This is a genomic window from Vreelandella subglaciescola, assembly GCF_900142895.1.
Lineage (GTDB): Bacteria > Pseudomonadota > Gammaproteobacteria > Pseudomonadales > Halomonadaceae > Vreelandella > Vreelandella subglaciescola.
This window is the reverse complement of record NZ_LT670847.1, coordinates 1,782,082-1,801,608: the sequence shown is the minus strand read 5'-3', so window position 1 is coordinate 1,801,608 and position 19,527 is coordinate 1,782,082. Positions and strand designations below refer to the sequence as shown.

General features: G+C 59.8%; 22 protein-coding genes. 7 read left to right on the top strand and 15 right to left on the bottom strand.

What is annotated here, in order from left to right:
• Positions 1 to 233 precede the first annotated feature (233 nt).
• Both B5495_RS08440 and B5495_RS08435 read left to right on the top strand, forming a co-directional pair.
• Entirely contained in the window at positions 234 to 593 is a 360-nt protein-coding gene (locus tag B5495_RS08440; RefSeq protein WP_231897140.1) for a type II toxin-antitoxin system PrlF family antitoxin, read from the top strand.
• Complete coding sequence (locus tag B5495_RS08435) at positions 590 to 1,114, top strand: type II toxin-antitoxin system YhaV family toxin (RefSeq protein WP_079552929.1); 525 nt, start codon at positions 590 to 592, stop codon at positions 1,112 to 1,114. The genes B5495_RS08440 and B5495_RS08435 overlap by 4 nt, the downstream gene beginning before the upstream one ends.
• 295 nt (positions 1,115 to 1,409) lie before the next feature.
• Here B5495_RS08435 and B5495_RS08430 read toward each other — a convergent pair.
• Positions 1,410 to 2,584, bottom strand: a protein-coding gene (locus tag B5495_RS08430; RefSeq protein ID WP_154045301.1) for an IS3 family transposase whose coding sequence is annotated in 2 segments (ribosomal slippage) — positions 1,410 to 2,329 and positions 2,329 to 2,584 — 1,176 coding nt in all. Because the reading frame shifts where the segments join, the coding sequence is not laid out codon by codon here.
• 274 nt (positions 2,585 to 2,858) lie between these two features.
• Here B5495_RS08430 and B5495_RS08425 point away from each other — a divergent pair.
• A complete protein-coding gene (locus B5495_RS08425; protein WP_079552927.1) occupies positions 2,859 to 3,071 on the top strand; it encodes a hypothetical protein in 213 nt (70 codons plus the stop codon).
• Between the two features lie 15 nt (positions 3,072 to 3,086).
• Here B5495_RS08425 and B5495_RS08420 read toward each other — a convergent pair whose 3' ends face one another.
• From B5495_RS08420 to B5495_RS08375, 10 genes are all read right to left on the bottom strand, one after another.
• Positions 3,087 to 4,064: a quinone oxidoreductase family protein gene (locus B5495_RS08420; RefSeq protein ID WP_079552925.1), complete on the bottom strand. Its 978-nt coding sequence runs from the start codon at positions 4,062 to 4,064 to the stop codon at positions 3,087 to 3,089.
• Between the two features lie 65 nt (positions 4,065 to 4,129).
• Positions 4,130 to 4,882 (bottom strand): M15 family metallopeptidase, encoded by a 753-nt coding sequence (locus tag B5495_RS08415; protein WP_172824542.1) that lies wholly within the window; start codon positions 4,880 to 4,882, stop codon positions 4,130 to 4,132.
• Between the two features lie 4 nt (positions 4,883 to 4,886).
• Positions 4,887 to 6,164 (bottom strand): TRAP transporter large permease, encoded by a 1,278-nt coding sequence (locus B5495_RS08410; protein ID WP_079552923.1) that lies wholly within the window; start codon positions 6,162 to 6,164, stop codon positions 4,887 to 4,889.
• The gene (locus tag B5495_RS08405; protein ID WP_079552921.1) at positions 6,161 to 6,676 is read right to left on the bottom strand and encodes a TRAP transporter small permease; all 516 of its coding nucleotides are present in this window, start codon (positions 6,674 to 6,676) and stop codon (positions 6,161 to 6,163) included. Before B5495_RS08405 ends, B5495_RS08410 begins: the two co-directional genes overlap by 4 nt.
• Positions 6,673 to 7,728 carry a TRAP transporter substrate-binding protein DctP gene (gene dctP / locus B5495_RS08400; RefSeq protein ID WP_079552919.1) on the bottom strand — a complete coding sequence of 352 codons (1,056 nt, stop codon included), beginning with the start codon at positions 7,726 to 7,728 and terminating at the stop codon, positions 6,673 to 6,675. The genes B5495_RS08405 and dctP overlap by 4 nt, the downstream gene beginning before the upstream one ends.
• Before the next feature lie 108 nt (positions 7,729 to 7,836).
• Entirely contained in the window at positions 7,837 to 8,505 is a 669-nt protein-coding gene (locus B5495_RS08395) for an amino acid ABC transporter permease (protein ID WP_079552917.1), read from the bottom strand.
• A gap of 5 nt (positions 8,506 to 8,510) precedes the next feature.
• Positions 8,511 to 9,251: an amino acid ABC transporter ATP-binding protein gene (locus B5495_RS08390; protein WP_079552916.1), complete on the bottom strand. Its 741-nt coding sequence runs from the start codon at positions 9,249 to 9,251 to the stop codon at positions 8,511 to 8,513.
• 42 nt (positions 9,252 to 9,293) lie between these two features.
• Complete coding sequence (locus tag B5495_RS08385; RefSeq protein ID WP_269457151.1) at positions 9,294 to 9,962, bottom strand: amino acid ABC transporter permease; 669 nt, start codon at positions 9,960 to 9,962, stop codon at positions 9,294 to 9,296.
• A gap of 64 nt (positions 9,963 to 10,026) precedes the next feature.
• A complete protein-coding gene (locus B5495_RS08380) occupies positions 10,027 to 10,887 on the bottom strand; it encodes an ABC transporter substrate-binding protein (protein WP_079552912.1) in 861 nt (286 codons plus the stop codon).
• 152 nt (positions 10,888 to 11,039) lie between these two features.
• The gene (locus B5495_RS08375; protein ID WP_079552910.1) at positions 11,040 to 11,951 is read right to left on the bottom strand and encodes a LysR family transcriptional regulator; all 912 of its coding nucleotides are present in this window, start codon (positions 11,949 to 11,951) and stop codon (positions 11,040 to 11,042) included.
• A gap of 140 nt (positions 11,952 to 12,091) precedes the next feature.
• Here B5495_RS08375 and B5495_RS08370 point away from each other — a divergent pair, with 140 nt between their 5' ends.
• From B5495_RS08370 to B5495_RS08360, 3 genes are all read left to right on the top strand, one after another.
• Complete coding sequence (locus tag B5495_RS08370) at positions 12,092 to 12,790, top strand: CoA transferase subunit A (protein ID WP_079552908.1); 699 nt, start codon at positions 12,092 to 12,094, stop codon at positions 12,788 to 12,790.
• Positions 12,791 to 12,836: 46 nt separating this feature from the next.
• Positions 12,837 to 13,499: a CoA transferase subunit B gene (locus B5495_RS08365; protein ID WP_079552906.1), complete on the top strand. Its 663-nt coding sequence runs from the start codon at positions 12,837 to 12,839 to the stop codon at positions 13,497 to 13,499.
• Between the two features lie 125 nt (positions 13,500 to 13,624).
• Complete coding sequence (locus B5495_RS08360) at positions 13,625 to 14,932, top strand: short-chain fatty acid transporter (protein WP_079552904.1); 1,308 nt, start codon at positions 13,625 to 13,627, stop codon at positions 14,930 to 14,932.
• Between the two features lie 59 nt (positions 14,933 to 14,991).
• Here B5495_RS08360 and B5495_RS08355 read toward each other — a convergent pair whose 3' ends face one another.
• A complete protein-coding gene (locus B5495_RS08355; protein WP_079552902.1) occupies positions 14,992 to 15,957 on the bottom strand; it encodes an ABC transporter substrate-binding protein in 966 nt (321 codons plus the stop codon).
• 212 nt (positions 15,958 to 16,169) lie between these two features.
• On the opposite strand from B5495_RS08355, the gene B5495_RS08350 reads away from it, so the two are divergent.
• A complete protein-coding gene (locus B5495_RS08350) occupies positions 16,170 to 17,126 on the top strand; it encodes a GlxA family transcriptional regulator (protein ID WP_079552900.1) in 957 nt (318 codons plus the stop codon).
• Positions 17,127 to 17,138: 12 nt separating this feature from the next.
• Here the strand turns inward: B5495_RS08350 and B5495_RS08345 are convergent, their stop codons facing one another.
• The 3 genes from B5495_RS08345 to B5495_RS08335 are packed head-to-tail and all read right to left on the bottom strand — an operon-like array spanning position 17,139 to position 19,488.
• Positions 17,139 to 17,600 (bottom strand): thioesterase family protein, encoded by a 462-nt coding sequence (locus tag B5495_RS08345; RefSeq protein WP_079552898.1) that lies wholly within the window; start codon positions 17,598 to 17,600, stop codon positions 17,139 to 17,141.
• On the bottom strand, positions 17,600 to 18,571 hold the full coding sequence (locus tag B5495_RS08340) for an L-carnitine dehydrogenase (RefSeq protein WP_079552897.1): 972 nt from the start codon (positions 18,569 to 18,571) through the stop codon (positions 17,600 to 17,602). The genes B5495_RS08345 and B5495_RS08340 overlap by 1 nt, the downstream gene beginning before the upstream one ends.
• On the bottom strand, positions 18,568 to 19,488 hold the full coding sequence (locus B5495_RS08335; protein ID WP_079552895.1) for a beta-keto acid cleavage family enzyme: 921 nt from the start codon (positions 19,486 to 19,488) through the stop codon (positions 18,568 to 18,570). The genes B5495_RS08340 and B5495_RS08335 overlap by 4 nt, the downstream gene beginning before the upstream one ends.
• Positions 19,489 to 19,527: the final 39 nt, after the last annotated feature.

The window sequence follows — 19,527 nt, the reverse complement described above, 5'->3', positions numbered from 1 at the left end:
TGGGTAAGCCGGCCTCTTACGCCACTACAAGCACCGCACCCATTGATTGTAGGAGCACCCAAAAACCGGGTGTAAAGGCAGCTCTGCTGCGCGACGGCATTGTAGTGGCATAGTCCGTGAACCCTGCCTGCTTCGTCCTGAGCGTTGCCAACGAAAGCTCGCTGCTTGACACCCCAATGCATCTGCATTACCTTTAATGCATTGTTTTTGCATTGCCATCAAAGGGGGCGATGATGAACACGGCCACTGAATCCCAAGCCACTATGCAAGCAGCCACCATAGAAGATAGCTCTGCCCTGACGGACCGGAACCAGACGACCGTTCCGGCGTCCATCCGCAAGGCGCTGCACCTGGGCCGCCGCGACCGTATTCGTTATGAGGTGCGCAGCAACGGCGAGGTGGTGATGTCACGCGCTGAGCGTTCGCCGGACCCGGCCATGGCCAGCTTTCTGGCCTTCCTTGAGCAGGATATGCAGGCTCACCCGCAGAATATTCGCCCGGTCACGGCGTCAAGCCTTGCTGAAGCCCAGCGGCTAACGGCGGGCATGGAGCCAGACCTGGACGAAGCCCTGCCCGAAGACGATGACGAATGACCCCGCTTGCCATCAACGGATGGACAATCTATGCCCACCCGCTGTTTCTTGAGCAGGTCGAGGCGCTGACCGAACGGGTCACACAGCTGGCAGCTAAAGACCCGGGCGGGTATCGCAGCCGGCCCGCCACCAAGCGCTTGGCGGCGATCGTCAAGCTGGTGCTGGAGGATATCCCGCAAAACCCGCAGGGGGCTCAGTATCGTCAGGGCAATACGCTGGGCCCGGCGCATAGCCACTGGTGCCGGGCCAAGTTTTACCAGCAGTACCGGCTGTTTTTTCGTTACGACCTTGCCCACAAAGTTCTGATCTATGCGTGGGTCAACGACGCCTCCACCCGTCGCGCCTATGGCAGCAAACACGATGCCTACACCACGTTTTACAAAATGCTGGAAAAAGGCCATCCGCCGGATAGCTGGGATACCCTGCAGCGTACCGCGATACAGGGCGGTGAACGTATACAAGCGCTGCTGGGCTTGAATGCAAAGGGCTATGCCGTTACCAATGAAGAGCCGCCATCATGAGCCCGGACGACCACCAGCAGGTCATCGACGAGCTTCAGGCCATCCTGGACGACACCGTGACCCGCCAGCGCGAGCATACGCAGCAGATGCTTGGGCAGTGATGTTGTGGGAGCTGAATTTATTCAGCGAATGTGGTGTTGTGGCGGAAGTCACGGTGGCACGACTTGGCAGGCCAAGGCCTGCTTCGCCCGGCAAAAGCCGGCCTCTTACAACACCTGCCCAGTGCCGCACTCATTGATTGTAGGAGCACCCAAAAACCGGGTGTAAAGGCAGCTCTGCTGCGCGACTGTAGTGGTCAAGTGTTTTTGGCCACGGCCTTTTGAGCATTCCAGTATGTCGTTTCTGCCGCATTCGGTGGCAGCCCATCGTTATGTGTGTGCGGCCTGAGGCAGCTGTAGTAGCTGATTATATATTCAGTGATGGATTGCTTCGCCGCCGCCATATCGAGATAGCCCGTTGCTGGTACCCACTCTGTTTTCAGGCTTCTGAAAAAGCGTTCCGTTGGCGCATTATCCCAGCAATTCCCTCGGCGACTCAGGCTCTGTGTCATCTGATAGCGCCAGAGGCATTGCCGGAAACCCAGGCTGGTGTATTGGCAACCTTGGTCCGAATGAAAAAGAACGCTCTTGGGTTCATGGCGAGATTCATACGCCATCATCAACGCCTTGTTAACGAGCTCTGTGTCCGGTGACGGCGACATCGCCCAGCCCACCGGCTTGCGTGAAAAAAGGTCAATAACCACCGCCAAATACGCCCAGCGTGATCCAGTCCAAATATAGGTGATGTCACCAGTCCAAGCCTTGTTGGGCGTCTTTACATCGAACTGCCGGTCGAGCCGATTCGGAATAGCCAGGTGCGGCTGCATCGCCTTTTTGTAGGCATGGCGCGGCGGCTGTGTGCTCGCCAACCCAAGCCGTTTCATCCGTTTTCCGGCACGGTAGCGGCTCAGCGGCACTCCTGCTTGGGTCACCATCTTGGCAATGCTCCGCGCCCCTGCAGAGCCCTTGCTGGCTGCATGGGTATCGACGATTCGCTGCAGCAGGGCTCGCTCTTCCTGGCTTGGTACCGTATTTCTGTTACGCCATGCGCGGTAACTGCTGCGGTGCACCCCAAATACGCTACACAAGCGCTGCACCGCATAGCTCTCTTCAAGTCGCTCGATTAACGAGAATTGCTCAGGGAGTCGGACATCAAGAGAGCGGTAGCCTTTTTTAGGATGGTCTTTTCTTCCTCAGATCGCCGTAGCCGCCGCTTTAAATCCTGAATTTCACGCTGCTCAGGTGTCAGCGCTTCACCTTTTTGCGGCGCATTGCCTGCCCGCTCTGCGCGTAGCTTGCGAACCCAGGATTCCATGGTGGTTTTGCCTATCCCCATGGCCTCGCAAGCTGCCTTCAGCGTATAGCCTTGATCAACGACAAGTTGCGCCGCTTCCAGACGAAATGCCGGGCTGAAATTTCTTCTCTTGGTCATCATGTCCACCTGATTTTCTCTCGGAGTGATCATACACTCAAAACCAGCTGGCCAAATTGACTATGCCACTACAATCCATATCGCTGAAGCAGACTTATACGAGGGCGGTACCATGCCCGGTGAGAGTACCTTTGTAGCTGGTGTAAATATTCTGTGGCTGGTGTATCTCGCGGTTTGCCAGCACAGGCATATAAGGTCGCCACGTTGCGCTCGCGCTGACAGAATCAGAAAAATCGAGTCCATTTCTCCAAATCTTCACTGCTTCAGGAGCGCCATGACCCCCGATAACCACCAGCAGGTGATTGATGAGCTTCAGGCCGTCATCAACGATACCCAGCAAACCCTCGCCCGCGTTGAAGCCGCCGGCATGGATGAGCAAATGCCGGCGGACTACGAAAAGTTGCTGGCCGTGCTGGACGACGCGATAACCCAGCAGCGCGAGCATACTCGGGCGATGCTGGATGAACCTTCGCCGCCGAGCGAGTGAAGGCGCTTGGGCGAATTATGGCAGCAGAATGGTTGAGCCGGTGGTGCGGCGTTCGGCCAGCGCGTGCTGCGCCTCGCCTGCCTCAGCCAGGGGGTAGCGCTGGGCGATGTCGACCTTCACCTGGCCGCTTTCGAGCATGGCGAACAATTCGCTGGCCATGCCTTCAAGGCGCTCGCGGGTATCGGCGTAGCCGTTGAGGCTGGGGCGCGTGACAAACTGCGAGCCCTTCCGGTTGAGAATGCCCAGGTTAACGCCGTCTACCGCGCCCGAGGCGTTGCCAAAGCTGACCATCAGGCTGCGCGGTTTGAGGCAGTCAAGCGATGTCTCCCAGGTGTCTTTGCCCACCGAGTCGTAGACCACATCGCACATGGCCCCGTCGGTCAGCTCGCGCACTCGCTCAACCACGTTCTCACGGCTGTAGTCGATTACTTCCCAGGCGCCGTTGCGGCGCGCCAGTGCGGCTTTTTCCGGCGAGCTGGTGGTGCCGATCAGGCGCACGCCCAGCGCACGCGCCCACTGGCAGGCAATGGAGCCAACTCCGCCGGCCGCGGCGTGCCACAGGATGGTTTCGCCGCCCTTGAGCGGATACGTCTGGCGCAGCAGGTACTGGGTGGTTAGCCCCTTGAGCATGCAGGCTGCCGCTGTCTCGAAGCTCACCGCGTCGGGCAGTGACACAAGTTTGTCGGCCGGCAGCGTATGGTACTGCGCGTAAGCGCCGAGTGGCCCCTGCGCATAGGCCACCCGGTCGCCTTCACGCAGGTGCGTCACGCCTGCGCCCACGGCATCGACCACGCCGGCGCCCTCGCTACCCAGCCCGGAGGGCAGAGACGGTGTGGGATACAGGCCGGTACGCACGTAAATGTCGATGAAATTCAGGCCAATGGCCGCGTTTTTCACCCGCGCTTCACCGGGGCCGGGGGCAACGGGGGGCGCATCAACGAACTCGAGCACCTCGGGGCCGCCGGTGTGCGAAAACTGAATACGTTTGGACATGATAAAAACACCTGACTGTATGATGGGATTGTATGGCGGAGAACGGACGTGCGGAAGAATTGCTGTTATAGCTGCCGACGCCAGCGGTTTTCAATGGTGTCGAGTTCTGCCGGGCCGTATAGCGCTTGGGCGTGACCGTGATAATGCGCCCACAGCTGGTCGCCGTAGTCGAAGTGCCACCATTCGCTGGGCAGGTTGGTGAAGCCTTGGGCCAGCATGGCGTGGTACAGCAGGCGGCGATTATCGCGGGCCGAGTTGGGCAGTTGAGCCGTCGCCTGCGTTTCCAGCGCGGCGGCATGAGAGGCCGGGACGGCTTCGTCGAACAGCGTGCCCATGTTTAGTGGTAAGCCGTCGGCATCACACAGGGTGACATCAACCGCGCCGCCGGTCAGGTGCGGGCTGGGGGCGTCGGGAGAACGGCTGGGTAGCGAGACGAACTCGCGGGTGCGCTCAAGCAGTGCCTGTTCATCGATGCCGGGGCTGGCGTCGCGGATGCTGTCAGAGAGCGTCTCGAACAGGTATTGCTGCACGCGCCAGGGGCGCCAGCCGTCGAGCACCAGCAGGGTCAGGCCCTGGGGCAGCGAGCGGGCCACGGCCAGCAGGCGGCGATAAACGCCTTCGCGCAGGTAGCATTCGTTGACCGCGTCGGGAACGCCCAGGCGTGCGTAGGCAGGAAACACACGTATCGGCGGCGGCGCCAGGCTCATCGGCACCAGCCGCTCGGCGGAGCCGGTAATCGGCAGGCGCGAGAGCGCGGGCCAGTCGGGTTCGGCTAGTGAAGGAATAGGCGTTGATACCCACTGTGCGGGGTCGGTCATGAAATCATCCAAGGGTGGTGGGAAGCCACAGAGCCAGTGAGGGGAACAGGATCAGCGCCATCAGCACGACCAGCGCGGTGATGACGAAGGGCCAGATGGTACGAAATAGCGCGGTGATTTCCAGCCGGCTGACCGCCGCGGCCACATAAACACAGGCGCCCATGGGCGGAGTGATCAGCGCGATGGTGATGTTCAGGGTGATGATAATGCCCAGATGCACCATGTCGATACCGGCCAGCATGGCGATGGGGGCGAAGATCGGCGTGAGCAGCATCAGCGCGGAGACTTCTTCCATGAACATGCCGGTGACGAAGGTAATCAGGCTTAGCAGCAGCAGGATGATTACCGGACTGTCGATGTAGGGGGTGAGCAGCTCGACGAACTGGCTGGGCACTTGGGCGTAAGACAGCAGCCAGCTGACGATGCTTGAGGCGGCCATGATGACAAAGATGGCGGCGGTCAGCCGGGTGGTGTCGACGGCCGCTTTCCATAGCCCCGACAGGGTCAGGTTACCGGCGACCACGCCGTAGAGCGCCACGTAGAGCGCGGTGAGGGCGCCAGACTCCGTCGGCGTGACCACCCCCATGACGATGCCCGCCACGATGATGAAAGGGGCGATCAGCGCGGGCAGTGCGCCGAGGGCAGTCACGGCCAGCTCGCGCTTGCTGGGCCAGCCGCCGCGCTTGGGCAGCCGGATGCGCCAGGCATGTACGGCGTTCATGGTCATGAACGCAGCGCCCAGCAACAGGCCGGGAATAACGCCCGCGAGAAACAGATCGCCCACCGAGGTGTTGGTCAGCGAGGCGTAGAGAATCATGAAAATGCTGGGCGGGATGATTGGGCCGATCAACGAGCTGCCGGCGGTCAGCCCGGCGGCAAAGGCGGTGGAGTAGCCTTCCTTGCGCATCGCCGGCACCAGCAATGAGCCCAGCGCCGAGGTGTCGGCCACCGCTGAGCCATTGACGCCGGCGAAGAACACGCTGGAAACCACGTTAACGTGGCCCATGCCGCCACGCAGATGGCCGACTAACAGCCGCGCCAGTGCCATCAGCCGGTCGGTCAGCTTGCTGGCATTCATCAGGTTACCGGCGAGGATGAACAGCGGAATGGCCATCAGCGCGAAGGCGTTGATCCCGCCGAAGAACTGCTGTGGCATCATCCGCGGGATCATGCTCGGGTCGACGAAGAAAAAGCCGACCACAGCGGTGGTCAGCAAGGCAATGAACAGCGGTAGCCCAAGCAGCACGTGGATCAAAAAAACTGCCAGCATGGCCAGCGTCATGGTGCTGTCTCCGGCTTTGGTTCTTCTGTCTCATCATGAAGCGTTGGCAGCGGCCTGGGGCCGTGGCAGAGAGCCAGCAGCGCCAGCAGGGTGAAGCCAATAGGCATCGCCATGACCGGCACCGTGCGGCTGATGCCGAGCCCCTGGCTGGTGAACATGGACACCGACTGGGCATAGCGGTAGCTGACCCAGGCGCCCCCAAGGGCCAGTGCCAGCGTCAGCAGCCATTGATACCACGACAGCAGCCGGCCCAGCGCTCGGGGCAGCAACCGCTCGATCAGCGCCACGCGCATGTGACCGCCCTCTATCCACACGGTGCCCATCGCCAGCATCACCGCGCCGATGATCAGGTAGCGGGCCAGTTCATCGGTCCATATCGGTGCGCCGCCGGCCACATAGCGGGTGAACACACCGTACAGAATGGCGAGTAGGTCGATGGCCAGCATGGCGCTGGCCAGCCACAGGGCGAGCCGCTGGACCAAGGTGGCCGGCCAGCGCAGAAATTGCGTCATTCGCTGTCGCTGTCGCTATCGTTCTTTTCTTCACCCTTTTTCTCAAACCCTGCATCTTCCAGCGCCATGTCGATGTAGTTCTGGTCGATATCCTGCTCGCTCAGCCAGTCCAGATACGCCGGCTGGCCCAGCTCGCGGAAGGCGGTGAGCTGCTCCTCGTCGGGGCGGATCACTTCCATGCCCTGTTCTTCGAGATAGGCGATGCGTTCATCGACCTTACCTTCGTTGTACTTCCGGGCCTTGTCGTTGGCCTCCTGCACTGCCTCAAGGAAGGCTTCGCGCAGGTCGTCGTCCCAGCCGTCGATCATCGCCGCATTGCCGACCAGGAACTGATCGGAATACTGGATATTGGCCAGCGTCAGGTATTTCTGCACCTCATCCAGGCTGCCGAGGATGATGTACATCGGCGGATTCATCTGGCCGTCGGCAACGCCGGTCTTCAGTCCCATGTAAGTCTCGGTCCAGGGGATGGGCGTGCCGGAGGCGCCGAAGGCCTCGTACAGCGCGACCTGACTGGGGTCCATGGCGCGAAAGCGCAGGCCCTCGAAGTCGTCGGGGGAGGCGATGGGGCGCTTGTTGTTGGTGAAGGCCAGAAAGCCGCCTTCCTCGACCACGGCCAGCAGTTTTAATCCGGCGCGCTCGTTCAGGTCGCTCTGCACCTGTTGCCAGTAATCGCCGTTGTCGAAGAAGCTACGCGCATCGTCGAAGTCGTCAAACAGAAACGGAATGGCGCTGACATAGATCTCGGGCACCACCGGCGACATGCCGGCGAAAGAAGCGACGTTGAGCGAGGGGCTGCTCATCACCTGCTCCATGCGCTCCTGCTCCTCGCCCAGCATGCTGTTAGGGTAAAGCTTGAGCTTGATCTCGCCGCCGGTCTTCTCTTCCACCAGCGTTTCGAGATTCGTGGCGAACGCGTGCACCGCGTTTTTGTCCGGGTCCGGCGCGCCGTTATAGCTCAGGTTGACGGTAGTGGCGGCCTGCGCCGCACTCAGCAGTAGCGGGCTCAGCAGCATCGCCGCGACCAGAGGCTTGAGGTGAGAAACCATCATGGAGTGACTCCCGGGGCAGTTATTGTTATGGGTTGAGGTAGGCCTTTTGAGATTAGGTCGGGTTCCTGGCATACGCAACTGAAACGCTCCGATACGCCAGCCGCGCCGCTATACGTTGGTGACACCCGGCACGTACGTCTTGCGTTCCAACCAGCCAAGGAAGCTGGCAACGCTCGACGTCAGCACGAGATAGACCAGGCCCGCCCAAAGAAATATCTGAAAGAAATCCAGCGTACGCGAGCCGATATCCGACGCGAGCGCCGTGATCTCCACGACGCCGATGGTGTAGGCGATGGAGGTAAACTTGAGCTCGACGATGGCCTCGTTGGACCACTGGGGCAGAACACGCCGCAGCGCCTGGGGCAGCATGATGCAGCGGATGGCTTGCCACTGCGTCATGCCACAGGCCCGCGCGGCGGTCAGTTGGCCTTTGGGCACGGAAAGGATTGAGCCGCGAAAATATTCGGCTTGATACGCCGCGCTGTTGAGCGTGATGGCAATAACCGCCGCGGTAAAGGCATCGAACACAATGCCGAAACGGGGCAGCCCGAGGTAGATGAAGAACATCTGCACCAGCATTGGCGTCCCGCGGAAAAGCTCGATGTAGACCGTGCTTAACCAGTAAAACACGCGGTTGCCATAAACTCTGGCCCACGCCAGCGCCAAGCCAAGGAAAAAACCCAGCGTGATGGCGATGATCCAGAGCGAAAGCGTGATGGGGACGCCCTTGAGTAATTCGGGCAACCACTTGATACCAAAGGTGATAAATTCCGGCATAGCACTCACCCATGATCGGCGATGACGTTGAGAAAAGCGCGGGTCCGCTCATTGTTAGCGCTGGTGAACATGGCATCGGGGCTGCCCTGCTCCACGATATGGCCATTTTCCATGAAGATGATTTCGTCCGCCGCCTGACGCGCAAAGCTCATCTCATGGGTGACCACCACCATCGTCATTCCATCGGCGGCCAGCTGCTGCATGACCCGTACCACCTCACCGGTCAGCTCGGGGTCCAGCGCCGAGGTCGGCTCATCAAACAGCAGTACGACTGGGTCCATGGCCAATGCGCGGGCGATGGAGACGCGTTGCTGCTGGCCGCCCGATAGCTCAGCCGGGTAGGCGCCCGCTTTTTCTTCCAGCCCCACTCTGGCAAGTTCCTGTTCTGTGCGATGTGTCGCGGCTTTTTTGTCAGCCCCTTTTACCTTCATCTGGCAGATTCGCACGTTGTCGAGCACGTTCAGGTGCGAGAACAGGTTGAAGTCCTGGAAAACAAAGCCCATGCGCGCTCGCATGGCGTTGATGTTGGCGTCTCGTATTTCTTCACCGTCCAGATAAATCTCGCCCGAGTCCGGCGTGGTCAGATGATTAATGCAGCGTAGCAGCGTGCTCTTGCCAGAGCCTGAGGGGCCTATCACCACCTTGGTTTCGCCTTTGTTGAGCCCCAGGGTAATGCCCTTGAGGACTTCCAGGCTGTCGTAACGCTTGGTCACGTTGCGCACATCCAGAATCAGACTCTCCGACATTCACCGTTCCTCCTTGTTATTGTTCAACGCTATTTTCCAGCGTTATTTTTCAAAGCCCGGCACGGCGAGCTTTCTCTCGAACGCATATAGCGCGCTATTGCCGGCGCGGTTAACGATGAAATAAAGCAGGGCAACAACGGCAAACACGGTCAGGACGTTACCCTGCGTGCTGGTGATGATGTAGTGGGCCTGCCGGGTCAGCTCGACGACGCCGATCACATAGGCTAGCGACGTCTCCTTGATCTCCGAGGAGAACTCATTTGTCCAGGGGCCGATGGCATGCCGTGCGGCCTGAGGAAACAGGATATGACGAATCGCCTTGAGCTTGGACATTCCCATGGCGCGCGCCGCCATCATTTGCCCTGCAGGAACGGACTGAAAGGCGCTGCGAAATATCTGCGACTGATAAGCGCTAGAGCGAAAGCCAAGCGCCAGTACGGCCGCGCCAAAGGAGGTGATGTCCAGAAGGCCCGACATTCCATAATAGAAGATGAACAGCATGATGATGATCGGGATGCCGCGAAAAACCCGCTCGTAGGCAATCAGCGGCCACTGGATGAACCGGCTGCGGGGGCCATAGAGCTGAATCAGGCAAATAGCCAGGCCCAGAATAAAACCCATCACCAGCAGCAGGGCGAGCAACACGAGGGCTACGCCCAGCCCTTTCAGTAAAAAAGGAAAGTCTCGCAGCAGAACGTCATAAATATCCATCAGCGCTTCCGTCACGAAAGGAGCGCCTGCTGCCTTAACGGCAACGGGCGCTCCTGTAGGTTATTTATTCGTTCCCGAGGTCGGGCAAGCCTTTAATCGGCTTTTGATAGGTATCGACGTAATCGGGCATGTTGCCGGGGATGGTGGGGACGGTGATGTTGGGGATGTAGTCATGCACGATATCCTGCCAGGCGCCCGACTCATAAATAGCGAGAATGCCCTGATTCAGCTTGCCCAGAACGTCCTGCGGGTCGCCCTTGCTGACGGCCAGCGCCAGCGGCGCACGAATATAGATCTTGCCCGCGATCTTCACCGGCTTACCCGCTTGGATATACTCCTGAGCCGAGGTGTCATCAACGATGACGGCGCCTATCCGGCCGATAGCCATGTCGTCCACGGCGGTAACATAGCTATCGTACTTGGCCAGCTCGATGTCGATGTCACCGGGGTTGACGATGTTCTCTTCCAGCCATGCCTGCTGGGATGAGCCGCCCTGTACGCCGATTTTCGAGCCGCAGCATACGGCGGTGAAGACGTTGAGGTCGGAGTCTTCGGGGACTACCACCACATCGTTGGTTTCCCACCAGGGAATGGTGAAGTCAATCGCTTTGCTGCGTTCTTCGGTGACCGTTAGTCCGGTGGCCAGCATGTCGATTTTTTCCGCCGCCAGCGCCGGAATCAAGGACGGAAACGGCATGTCTTTAAATTCGATGTCCATGTCGGCCTCATCCGCGATCTTTTCCATGGCATCAATGGCAATCCCTTTGTATTCACCGCCTTCCACATAGGCCCATGGCGGGAAGGAAGACTCGATCCCCACCGTATAGGTTTCCTGGGCTGAGGCAGCGAACGACGCAAGCCCGGTTCCCATGGCGAGCGAAGCAAGAATAACCGCAGACAAGCGCGTGGATTTTGTTGTTTTCATTGTTGGCCTCTACTGAGCGACGGGGGTGCAGGTTCCGTTTTCAATATGGTAGAGGCTGGCGTAGCGGTCAAACGCGAGGATGCGTCTCTGGCCTCCCATGTGAGGTGGGCTGTTTTCTTGAATTCAAGAGCGCGACCGTGGATTTTTCTACCCTACAAGTGCGTTGCATCGGGAATTTGAGATCGCCACTGTGTTGCGAGCAGCGTATCAAAAAGGGCTCGTGCGGCCACCGACAGTTCATGGCCGGGCTGTTGAAGAACACCGAAAGGGCGCTCAACCGTAGGATCGTGCAGCGGTAAACAGCGGGCTCCGAGTGCTTCCATCTGACTCACACAAAGCGCTGGAACCACGCTCACGCCTAATCCGCTGGCTACCATGCGAGCCACGGTTGTCAGCTGGTGGCTTTCGAGTTCGACAGGCAGCGTTCGGTTTAAAGCCACCAAGGCATCCTCGAGCATATAGCGCACGGCCGATGGGCGTTGAAGGGCGATGAATGGCTCCTCCAGCAGATGCTCCCAGCGCACATGGTGGGCCTGCGCCAAAGGAGAATTGCCGGGAACCACCGCCACAAATCGGTCGGTATACAAGGGGGTAAAATGCAGACCTGAGACTGCATGAGGTTCGAACGCCAGCCCCAGTTCTACATCGCCAACCTGGACCATTTCGATGACCTGTTCATTGATCACATCCTGAATCTTGATGCTGATGCCCGGATGGTTAGTGCGGAATGTTTTGAGAATGGCTGGCAGCAGGTTTCCAGAAAATGAGGGTATCGCCGCCACCGTCACCCGCCCGAGATCCAGGCAGAAGCGTTGTTGTAACTCCTCCTGTGCGTTGTCCCAGTCCGTGATCAAGCGGCGCGCTAATGGTAGCAGTGCTTCGCCTTCCGGGGTCAGCCGAACGCTTCGGGTCGTGCGGTTGAATAGCTGCCCTCCCAGATTTTCTTCCAGCGATTTAATCGCCAAGCTTAATGCCGGTTGTGACAGGTGCAGACGTTCACAGGCCTGTACAAAGCTCAACGTCTGAGCCACCGCCAGAAAGGCTCGAATCTGCTTCACGGTCATCTATCACCCCACTCTGCTGACTCCATTGTTTAATATAACAAATTAATCAATTGTAAAAACAAACTTAACAAATAAGTTGGGCAGCATGAGACTCGGGCTACTAACCCCATAAAAAAATAGCGACATGAGGAGGCGGCTCCATGGCCGGATTCGATAAACGTGTAAGCAGTTACCAGGACGCGCTGGCTGGGCTTGAGGATGGCATGACCCTGCTGGCCGGTGGCTTCGGCCTCTGTGGTATTCCGGAAAATTTGATCGCGGAAGTAAAGCGTCGCGGTACCCGCGATCTGACCGTGGTGTCCAATAATTGCGGCGTGGACGGTTTCGGTCTGGGGCTGCTATTGGAAGATCGCCAGATTCGGAAGATGCTTGCTTCCTATGTGGGTGAAAACGCACTTTTTGAAAAGCAGCTGTTGGCAGGCGACCTGGAGGTAGAACTCACCCCCCAGGGCAATCTGGCGGAGCGTATGCGTGCCGGTGGCGCCGGTATCCCCGCGTTTTATACCGCAACCGGTTATGGCACTCCCGTTGCTGAAGGTAAGGAAATCCGTCAGTTCGGCGATCGTCACTATGTCCTTGAAGAAGCCATCCTCGGCGATTTCGCCATCGTCAAAGGCTGGAAGGCCGATACTTACGGCAACGTGATTTACCGCAAGACTGCCCGGAATTTTAACCCGCTGGTGGCGATGGCCGGAAAAATTACCGTCGTCGAAGTCGAGGAAATCGTTGAGCCGGGCATGCTTGATCCCGATCAGATTCAGACGCCGGGTATCTATGTTGATCGCCTGATCCAGGGATCTTTCGAAAAGCGGATCGAAAAGCGCACGGTCAGGGCATAACAGAAAACCGGTAGCTGAATACCACGCACAACACGAGGATCGGACAATGGCACTTACTCGCGAACAAATGGCACAACGCGTCGCCCGCGAACTGGAAGACGGTTTCTACGTCAATCTGGGCATTGGCATCCCTACCCTGGTCGCCAACTATGTTCCCGACGACATCGAAGTGATGCTTCAGTCGGAAAACGGCGTTCTGGGTATGGGCCGGTATCCCACCGAAGACGAACTGGACCCCGACATGATTAACGCCGGCAAAGAGACGGTTACGGTGCGTACGGGTGGGTCCATTATCGATTCAGCTGAATCATTCGCGATGATCCGGGGTGGCCATGTTGATCTTACCGTTCTCGGCGCGTTCGAAGTCGACGTTAACGGCAATATCGCCTCGTGGATGATACCGGGGAAGCTGGTCAAGGGCATGGGCGGTGCCATGGATCTGGTGGCCGGGGCTGACAATATCATCGTCACCATGACGCACGCGTCCAAATCGGGGGAATCGAAGTTGCTCTCGGAATGCACCTTGCCTCTTACCGGCGCTGGCTGCATCAAGCGAGTGCTGACGGACCTGGCCTATCTGGAAGTCACAAAAGGCGCTTTTGTCCTCAAGGAGCGCGCGCCGGGCGTCAGCGTCGACGAAATTGTCGAAAAAACAGCGGGCAAGCTCGTGATTCCCGAGCATGTCCCGGAAATGCATATCTCCGGCTGATTAAGGTCGCTACAGCGTGTCGCCTGAACAGTCATACAGCAATGCCTCATCACGGAGAAGTTTGTTGATTTAGGCTGTTGTCCAGATGCTCCTTTGCTCCACAACCATAATAATCGGAGTTACTCATGTTGAATCGCGTGTCTAAACCCTTCGTTCGGCTCGTCGAACGTTATCTGCCGGATCCCTATATTTTTGTGCTGCTCCTCACGCTGGCGGCCTTTATCGCTGCCATGGTGGTCGAGGGGCAATCGCCAGCAGCCGTAGTGACCATGTGGGGTGAGGGGTTCTGGAACCTGCTCACTTTCTCCATGCAGATGCTACTGGTGCTAGTCACCGGATTTATGCTCGCTAACACGCCGCTGGTCAAGGGTATGCTGGACAGGCTTGCGACTCTCGCCCGTTCTCCCGGACAGGCCATTCTTTTAGTTACGTTCGTAGCCTTGGCAGCAAGTTGGATTAACTGGGGCTTCGGGCTGGTCGTCGGTGCCCTGTTCGCGAAAGCGCTGGCGCGTCGCATCCAGGTGCACTACCCACTGCTGGTAGCCAGCGCCTACTCGGGCTTTGTTGTCTGGCACGCTGGCTTGGCGGGCTCCATTCCTCTGACTATCGCCACGGAAGGGCACTTTTCCCAGGATATGATCGGGATTATCGGGACCGACCAAACCATCTTTGCCTTTTTTAACCTGGCCATCGTGATCGCTCTGTTTCTTGTTGTCCCTCTGGTTAACCGGCTGATGTTGCCGCCGAAGGAGGAAAGCACCTTCGTTGATCCGAAAAATCTTGAGGAAGCGTATGAAGGTGACCCTGAGATCACACGGCCGGCCGAGCACCTTGAGAATAGTCGCGTCTTAGCCTGGTTGGTGGGTTTTTCCGGGCTCGCTTTCCTGTTCCAATATTTTGTTAAGGGCGGCGGGTTGAACCTGAACATCGTCAATTTCATGTTTCTGTTCCTGGCTATCGTGTTGCACCAGACACCTCGCCGGCTGCTCAACAGCCTTAATGAGGCGATCAAGGGCGGTGCCGGGATTGCCATCCAATTCCCCTTTTATGCCGGCATCATGGCGGTCATGATCCAATCCGGCCTTGCGGCCACGATCTCCAGCGGCTTTGCTTCTATCGCTACCGAAAGGTCATTGCCATTCTGGAGCTTCATCAGCGCCGGGTTGGTGAATATCTTTGTGCCTTCTGGCGGTGGTCAGTGGGCTGTTCAAGCCCCTGTCATGATTCCCGCCGCTCAGGCATTAGGCGCTGAAATTCCACGCGTAGCCATGGCTGTGGCATGGGGCGATGCCTGGACCAACTTGCTGCAACCCTTCTGGGCGCTTCCCGTGTTAGCCATCGCCGGCCTGAAGGCCAAGGACATCATGGGGTATTGTCTGGTGCTGTTGTTTATCACGGGGGGGATTATCAGCCTGGGGCTCACCTTCCTCTAGGGGTAGGGTCTTGGGAAGCCGTGGGCCTGGCACCGAGGCGGTACCAGGCCGGCGGATCACTACAGCTGGTTGCGTATCGCCTCCATGGCGGGCTCGCCGTTGTGGGTGGTGACGCCGTCGAGCCATTCGGCGACGGTGTCCTGGTGTTCGGCAATCCACTCGCTGGCGACTTCCTCGGCCGCGCGTTCATCACGAGAGTACGCGTTGACCCATTCGCTCTGGATCTCGCTACCCACCACGAACTGCTTGAAGAAATGCGCGACGTTGGGGTCCAGCTCAGCAAGGTCGGAACGCACGACGGTTGCGACACGGCCTTCGAGCTCGGCCGCGCCGGAATCGTCAGCGTCCTTCAGGTAATGCATATCGTAGGTGACGTTCATCCAGTGCGGCCGCCAGCCGATGAAGGCTGCCCACTCGCCAGCTTCGATCTGCTGGCCCACCTGGGCGAGCATCGCGGGGCTGCTGGATTCCTGCAGTTGCCAGTCGCCAAGACCGAACAGATCATCGTCGATGACGCTGAGGACGGCATCGTTGATCCCCGAGCCGGCCTCGATACCGTAGATGCGGCGCTCAAAGCGATCGGCGTGCTTGTCCAGATCGGTAATGCTGCGCACGCCAGCCTGCCAGGCATCCTCGGTGACGGCGATGCCCGTCAGTGCCGAGGGCACGTTATCGACGATTTCAATGATCGTGCCATCCTCGAGTAGCGGTGCCAGCATATCGGCTTCCTGCGGATACCAGCCGGCAAGATACACCTCGAGATCACCCTCAGCGACTGAGTTGAGGATTATGCTGACCGCCAGTTGGCGCTGCCGGGTGCTGTAGCCGAGTGCCTCGAGCAGCTGGCTGGCGACTTCGCTCTTGACCGTGATGCCCGGCCAGGGCGGCACGCCAAAGCGGATTTCGTCGAGCGTAGGCTGCTCGGACGGTGCCGCCTGTGCGGTGGGTAGGGTGGCCAGGGCGAACAGGCCGGTAGACAGCGCCCCCGCCATTAGCCAGCGTTGTTTCGTGAATGTTGTGATCATAATGGTTCCTCTTGTCGATAGATCCAGCTTCTACTCTGCATGAGGCCGTTCCCACATGCCATGAGCGGCTCACATGCCCGCGGTAGAGTCTGGGTGGTGAAGTGAATCCATAAGAACAAAGGGCGACGTGCGATTGTTTGAACCCTTTACTTGTTCAGGCGAAGTGAGACGGCCATGATGGGCGGCTCGCAGCCTTCCTGACACCTTGTCCCATGCGCCTCGACTATTCCGGTCCGACTCCCGAGCTAATCGGTTTCCTGCTATTGCCGCGCTTCTCGATGATGGCTTTCTTCTCGGCTGTCGAGCCGCTGCGAATCGCTAATCGTATTAGCGGCCGGCCGCTCTTTGATTGGCGGCTGATCAGCGAAGATGGTAGTCCCGTGACCGCCTCCAACGGTATGACGCTGCTCGCTGATCAAGCCATTGACGCGGTGCATCATCTACCGTCGCTGGCTTTATGTAGTGGTTTCGATCCCGAACGTTATCTGAGCCGCGCTCTGAAGCGCTGGCTGCACCGGCTGGCCGCTACCGGCTGCGTGCTGGGCGGGATCGATACCGGCTGTTTCCCGCTGGCGGCGGCGGGGCTATTGAACGGCGAGCGCGTCACGCTTCACTGGGAGAGCCTGCCGTCCTTTCGGGAACGCTTTCCGGCGATTGCCACCTCAAACGAACTTTTTGAACTCGGGGCGCGGCGTTTCTCGTGTGCCGGGGGTACCGCCGCCATGGATATGGCGCTCGACGTTATCGCCCGCCGCCACGGGCAGCGTTTGGCCATCGACGTCTCCGAACAGCTGGTCCATGAGCGTATGCGTACGCGCCATGATCAGCAGCGGATGACCCTGGCACGACGACTTGATACCCACAATGCTCGGCTGGTGGAGGCGGTGGATCTGATGGAGCGTCATTTGGAAGCGCCATTAGCCCTGACCGATATTGCACGGCGCAGCGGGGTTTCGCTGCGCCAGTTGCAGCGCATTTTTGCGCACGAGCTAGGCCGTTCGCCTCGCGACTGGTATCTGGATCTGCGCCTGCAGCAAGCGCACTACCTGTTAACCGAAACCGATCTTGATGTGCTGGTGGTGGGTCTGGCGTGCGGCTTCGCGTCGAGCCCCAGCTTCTCCCGGGCGTTTCGCCAGCGCTACGGCTGTTCGCCCCGACAGGTTCGCTAAGCAGGCCATACGTCAACGCTTAGCGGGCAGCCCGATGCGACGCCCGGCAAGCGGCGGCCAGGCGTCTGGCGCAGCCTTCGGAAGCTGGCCAATGGCGGCCTCGACGGGCGCCGGGAAGGGCGCTGGCCGGCCGGCGTCGCTGTCGATGCCCATCAGCATCTGCTCGCTGGTAGCGAGTAAATTGTTTTCGGCGTCACGCATTTCGAAAAACACATGCACACGTTTAGCGTCGCGGTCGAGCACCGTCGCTTCGACGTTGAGCGGTTGACCCTCGTGAGCCTCGCGCCGATAGCAAAGGTGGGTCTCCAGCGTGTAGATGGTGTAGCCATGCCGCCGGCAGCCGGTCTCGTCGAGGCCGATGGCGTCCATTAGTGCTTCCACGCCCTGGGAGAAGACGCGGGCGTATTCGGCGTCGTTCATGTGGCCATTGTAGTCGACCCATTCCGGGGCGACGCGGGTCTCGAGTAATGCCATCAGATGCGCCCCTCCAGGCCTTCTGCCTCGGGCCAGTACTTCTGCACCAGGTCGAGCATTTCGACCAGGAAATCATCGCGGCGCCGATCAAGCTCGGCGACGGGCCGGCCAGCGGCCTGAAACTCACAGCCTTCGACGACCTTGTCGATCAGTTCATCGGTGAGCTCCGGCGCTTCGAGTTTGGTCCAGGGCAGCTTCAGCGCCGGCCCGAACTGCTCGAGCATATGGCGCATGCCCGGCTCGCCGCCGGCCAGATGGAAGGTCAGGAAGGTGCCCATCAGCGACCAGCGCAGGCCGCAGCCGTAGACCACGGCGGCGTCGATTTCCTCGGTAGTGGCCACGCCGTCGTTGACCAGATGCAGCGCTTCGCGCCACAGCGCTTCCATCAGCCGGTCAGCGATATGCCCTTCGATCTCGCGACGCACGATCAGCGGGCGCATGGCCAACGACTGGTAGAGTCTCTGGGCGGTGCCGGTATGGTCGTCGCGGGTGGCCTCACCGCCCACCAGCTCCACCAGCGGTAGCAGGTAAACCGGATTAAAGGGATGGGCGACGATCACGCGCCCCGGCGCTTGCAGGCAGTCCCGCTGCAAGTCGCTGGGCTTGAAGCCCGACGTGGACGAGCCGATGATCACCTCCGGCGCAGCGGCGGCGTCCAGCTTGGCCAAAATCTCACGCTTGAGCTCAAGACGCTCGGGGACGTTTTCCTGAATGAGATCGGCGCCCCCAACGGCGGCATCCAGGCTGTCCACGAAGGTCAGCCGCGCGGGGTCGGCGCGTTCGGCCAGCCCCCGCTTTTCAAGCGCCGGCCAGGCACTTTTGACGAAGGTTCGAGTGCGCGCCTCGGCACCTTCAGCCGGATCGAAGGCGACCACGTCCCAGCCCTGGGCCAGCGCCCGGGCGATCCAGCCGTTGCCGATGACGCCGGTGCCGATAACGCTTAACTGTTTGTTCCCGTTCTGCTGGCTCATGCGTCACCTCCTGCGGCTGTTCCGACGGTCCGGCCGGTGGCCGGGTCGCGTAGTTTGAGGTGCGCGCGGGTCTCGGCCGGCGTCATGACGCGGCCGCCGAGGTTCTCGATGATGCCGCCGGCTTTCTCGACCAGGCCGCCGTTGGTGGCCAGCTCGCCTTTCTTGAGCATGAGGTTGTCCTCCAGGCCGACTCGGGCGTGGCCCCCCAGCAACATTGCCTGGGCAACCATGGGCATCTGATGGCGACCGATGCCGAAGGCGGCCCAGTTGGCGTCTTGCGGCAGCTTATTGCGCATGGCCAGCATGGTTTCGGGATCGGCTTCCGCGCCCCAGGGGATACCCAGACACAGCTGATAAAGCGGGTCGCCATCGATCAGGCCTTCCTGCTGCAGCTGGCGGGCGAACCAGACGTGGCCCAGATCGAAGCATTCCAGCTCCGGCTTGACCCCGGCGGCCTGAACCAGGCGGGCGTGCTCGCGTAGCCAGTCGGCGGTGTTGACGTAAACCATATCGCCGAAGTTGAGGCTGCCGCAGTCCAGGGTACAGAGTTCCGGGAGCAGCTCACCCACCGGCTCGTGGCGCTGGGCCGGGGTCTGGATGTCGGTGCCGGGGCCGCCGCGGGTCGGGTCTTCGACGTCCGGAATCCAGTCGCCGCCGCCGCCGGCGGTGATGTTCATGACGATGTCGGTATCTGCTTCGCGGACCCGTTCCATGACCTCGCGAAAGTGGTCGGTGGAATGGCTGATACCGCCGGTTTCCGGATCGCGCACGTGGATGTGCGCGATGCTGGCACCGGCCCGGGCGGCCTCGATGCAGCTGTCGGCAATCTGTTGGGGTGTTACCGGCACGTTGGGATTTTTGCCGGTGGTATCGCCCGCGCCGGTTACGGCGCAGGTCAGGATGACATTACGGTTCATGGGGAACTCCTTGCGAAACGTTGCCGGGAGTATCCCCTG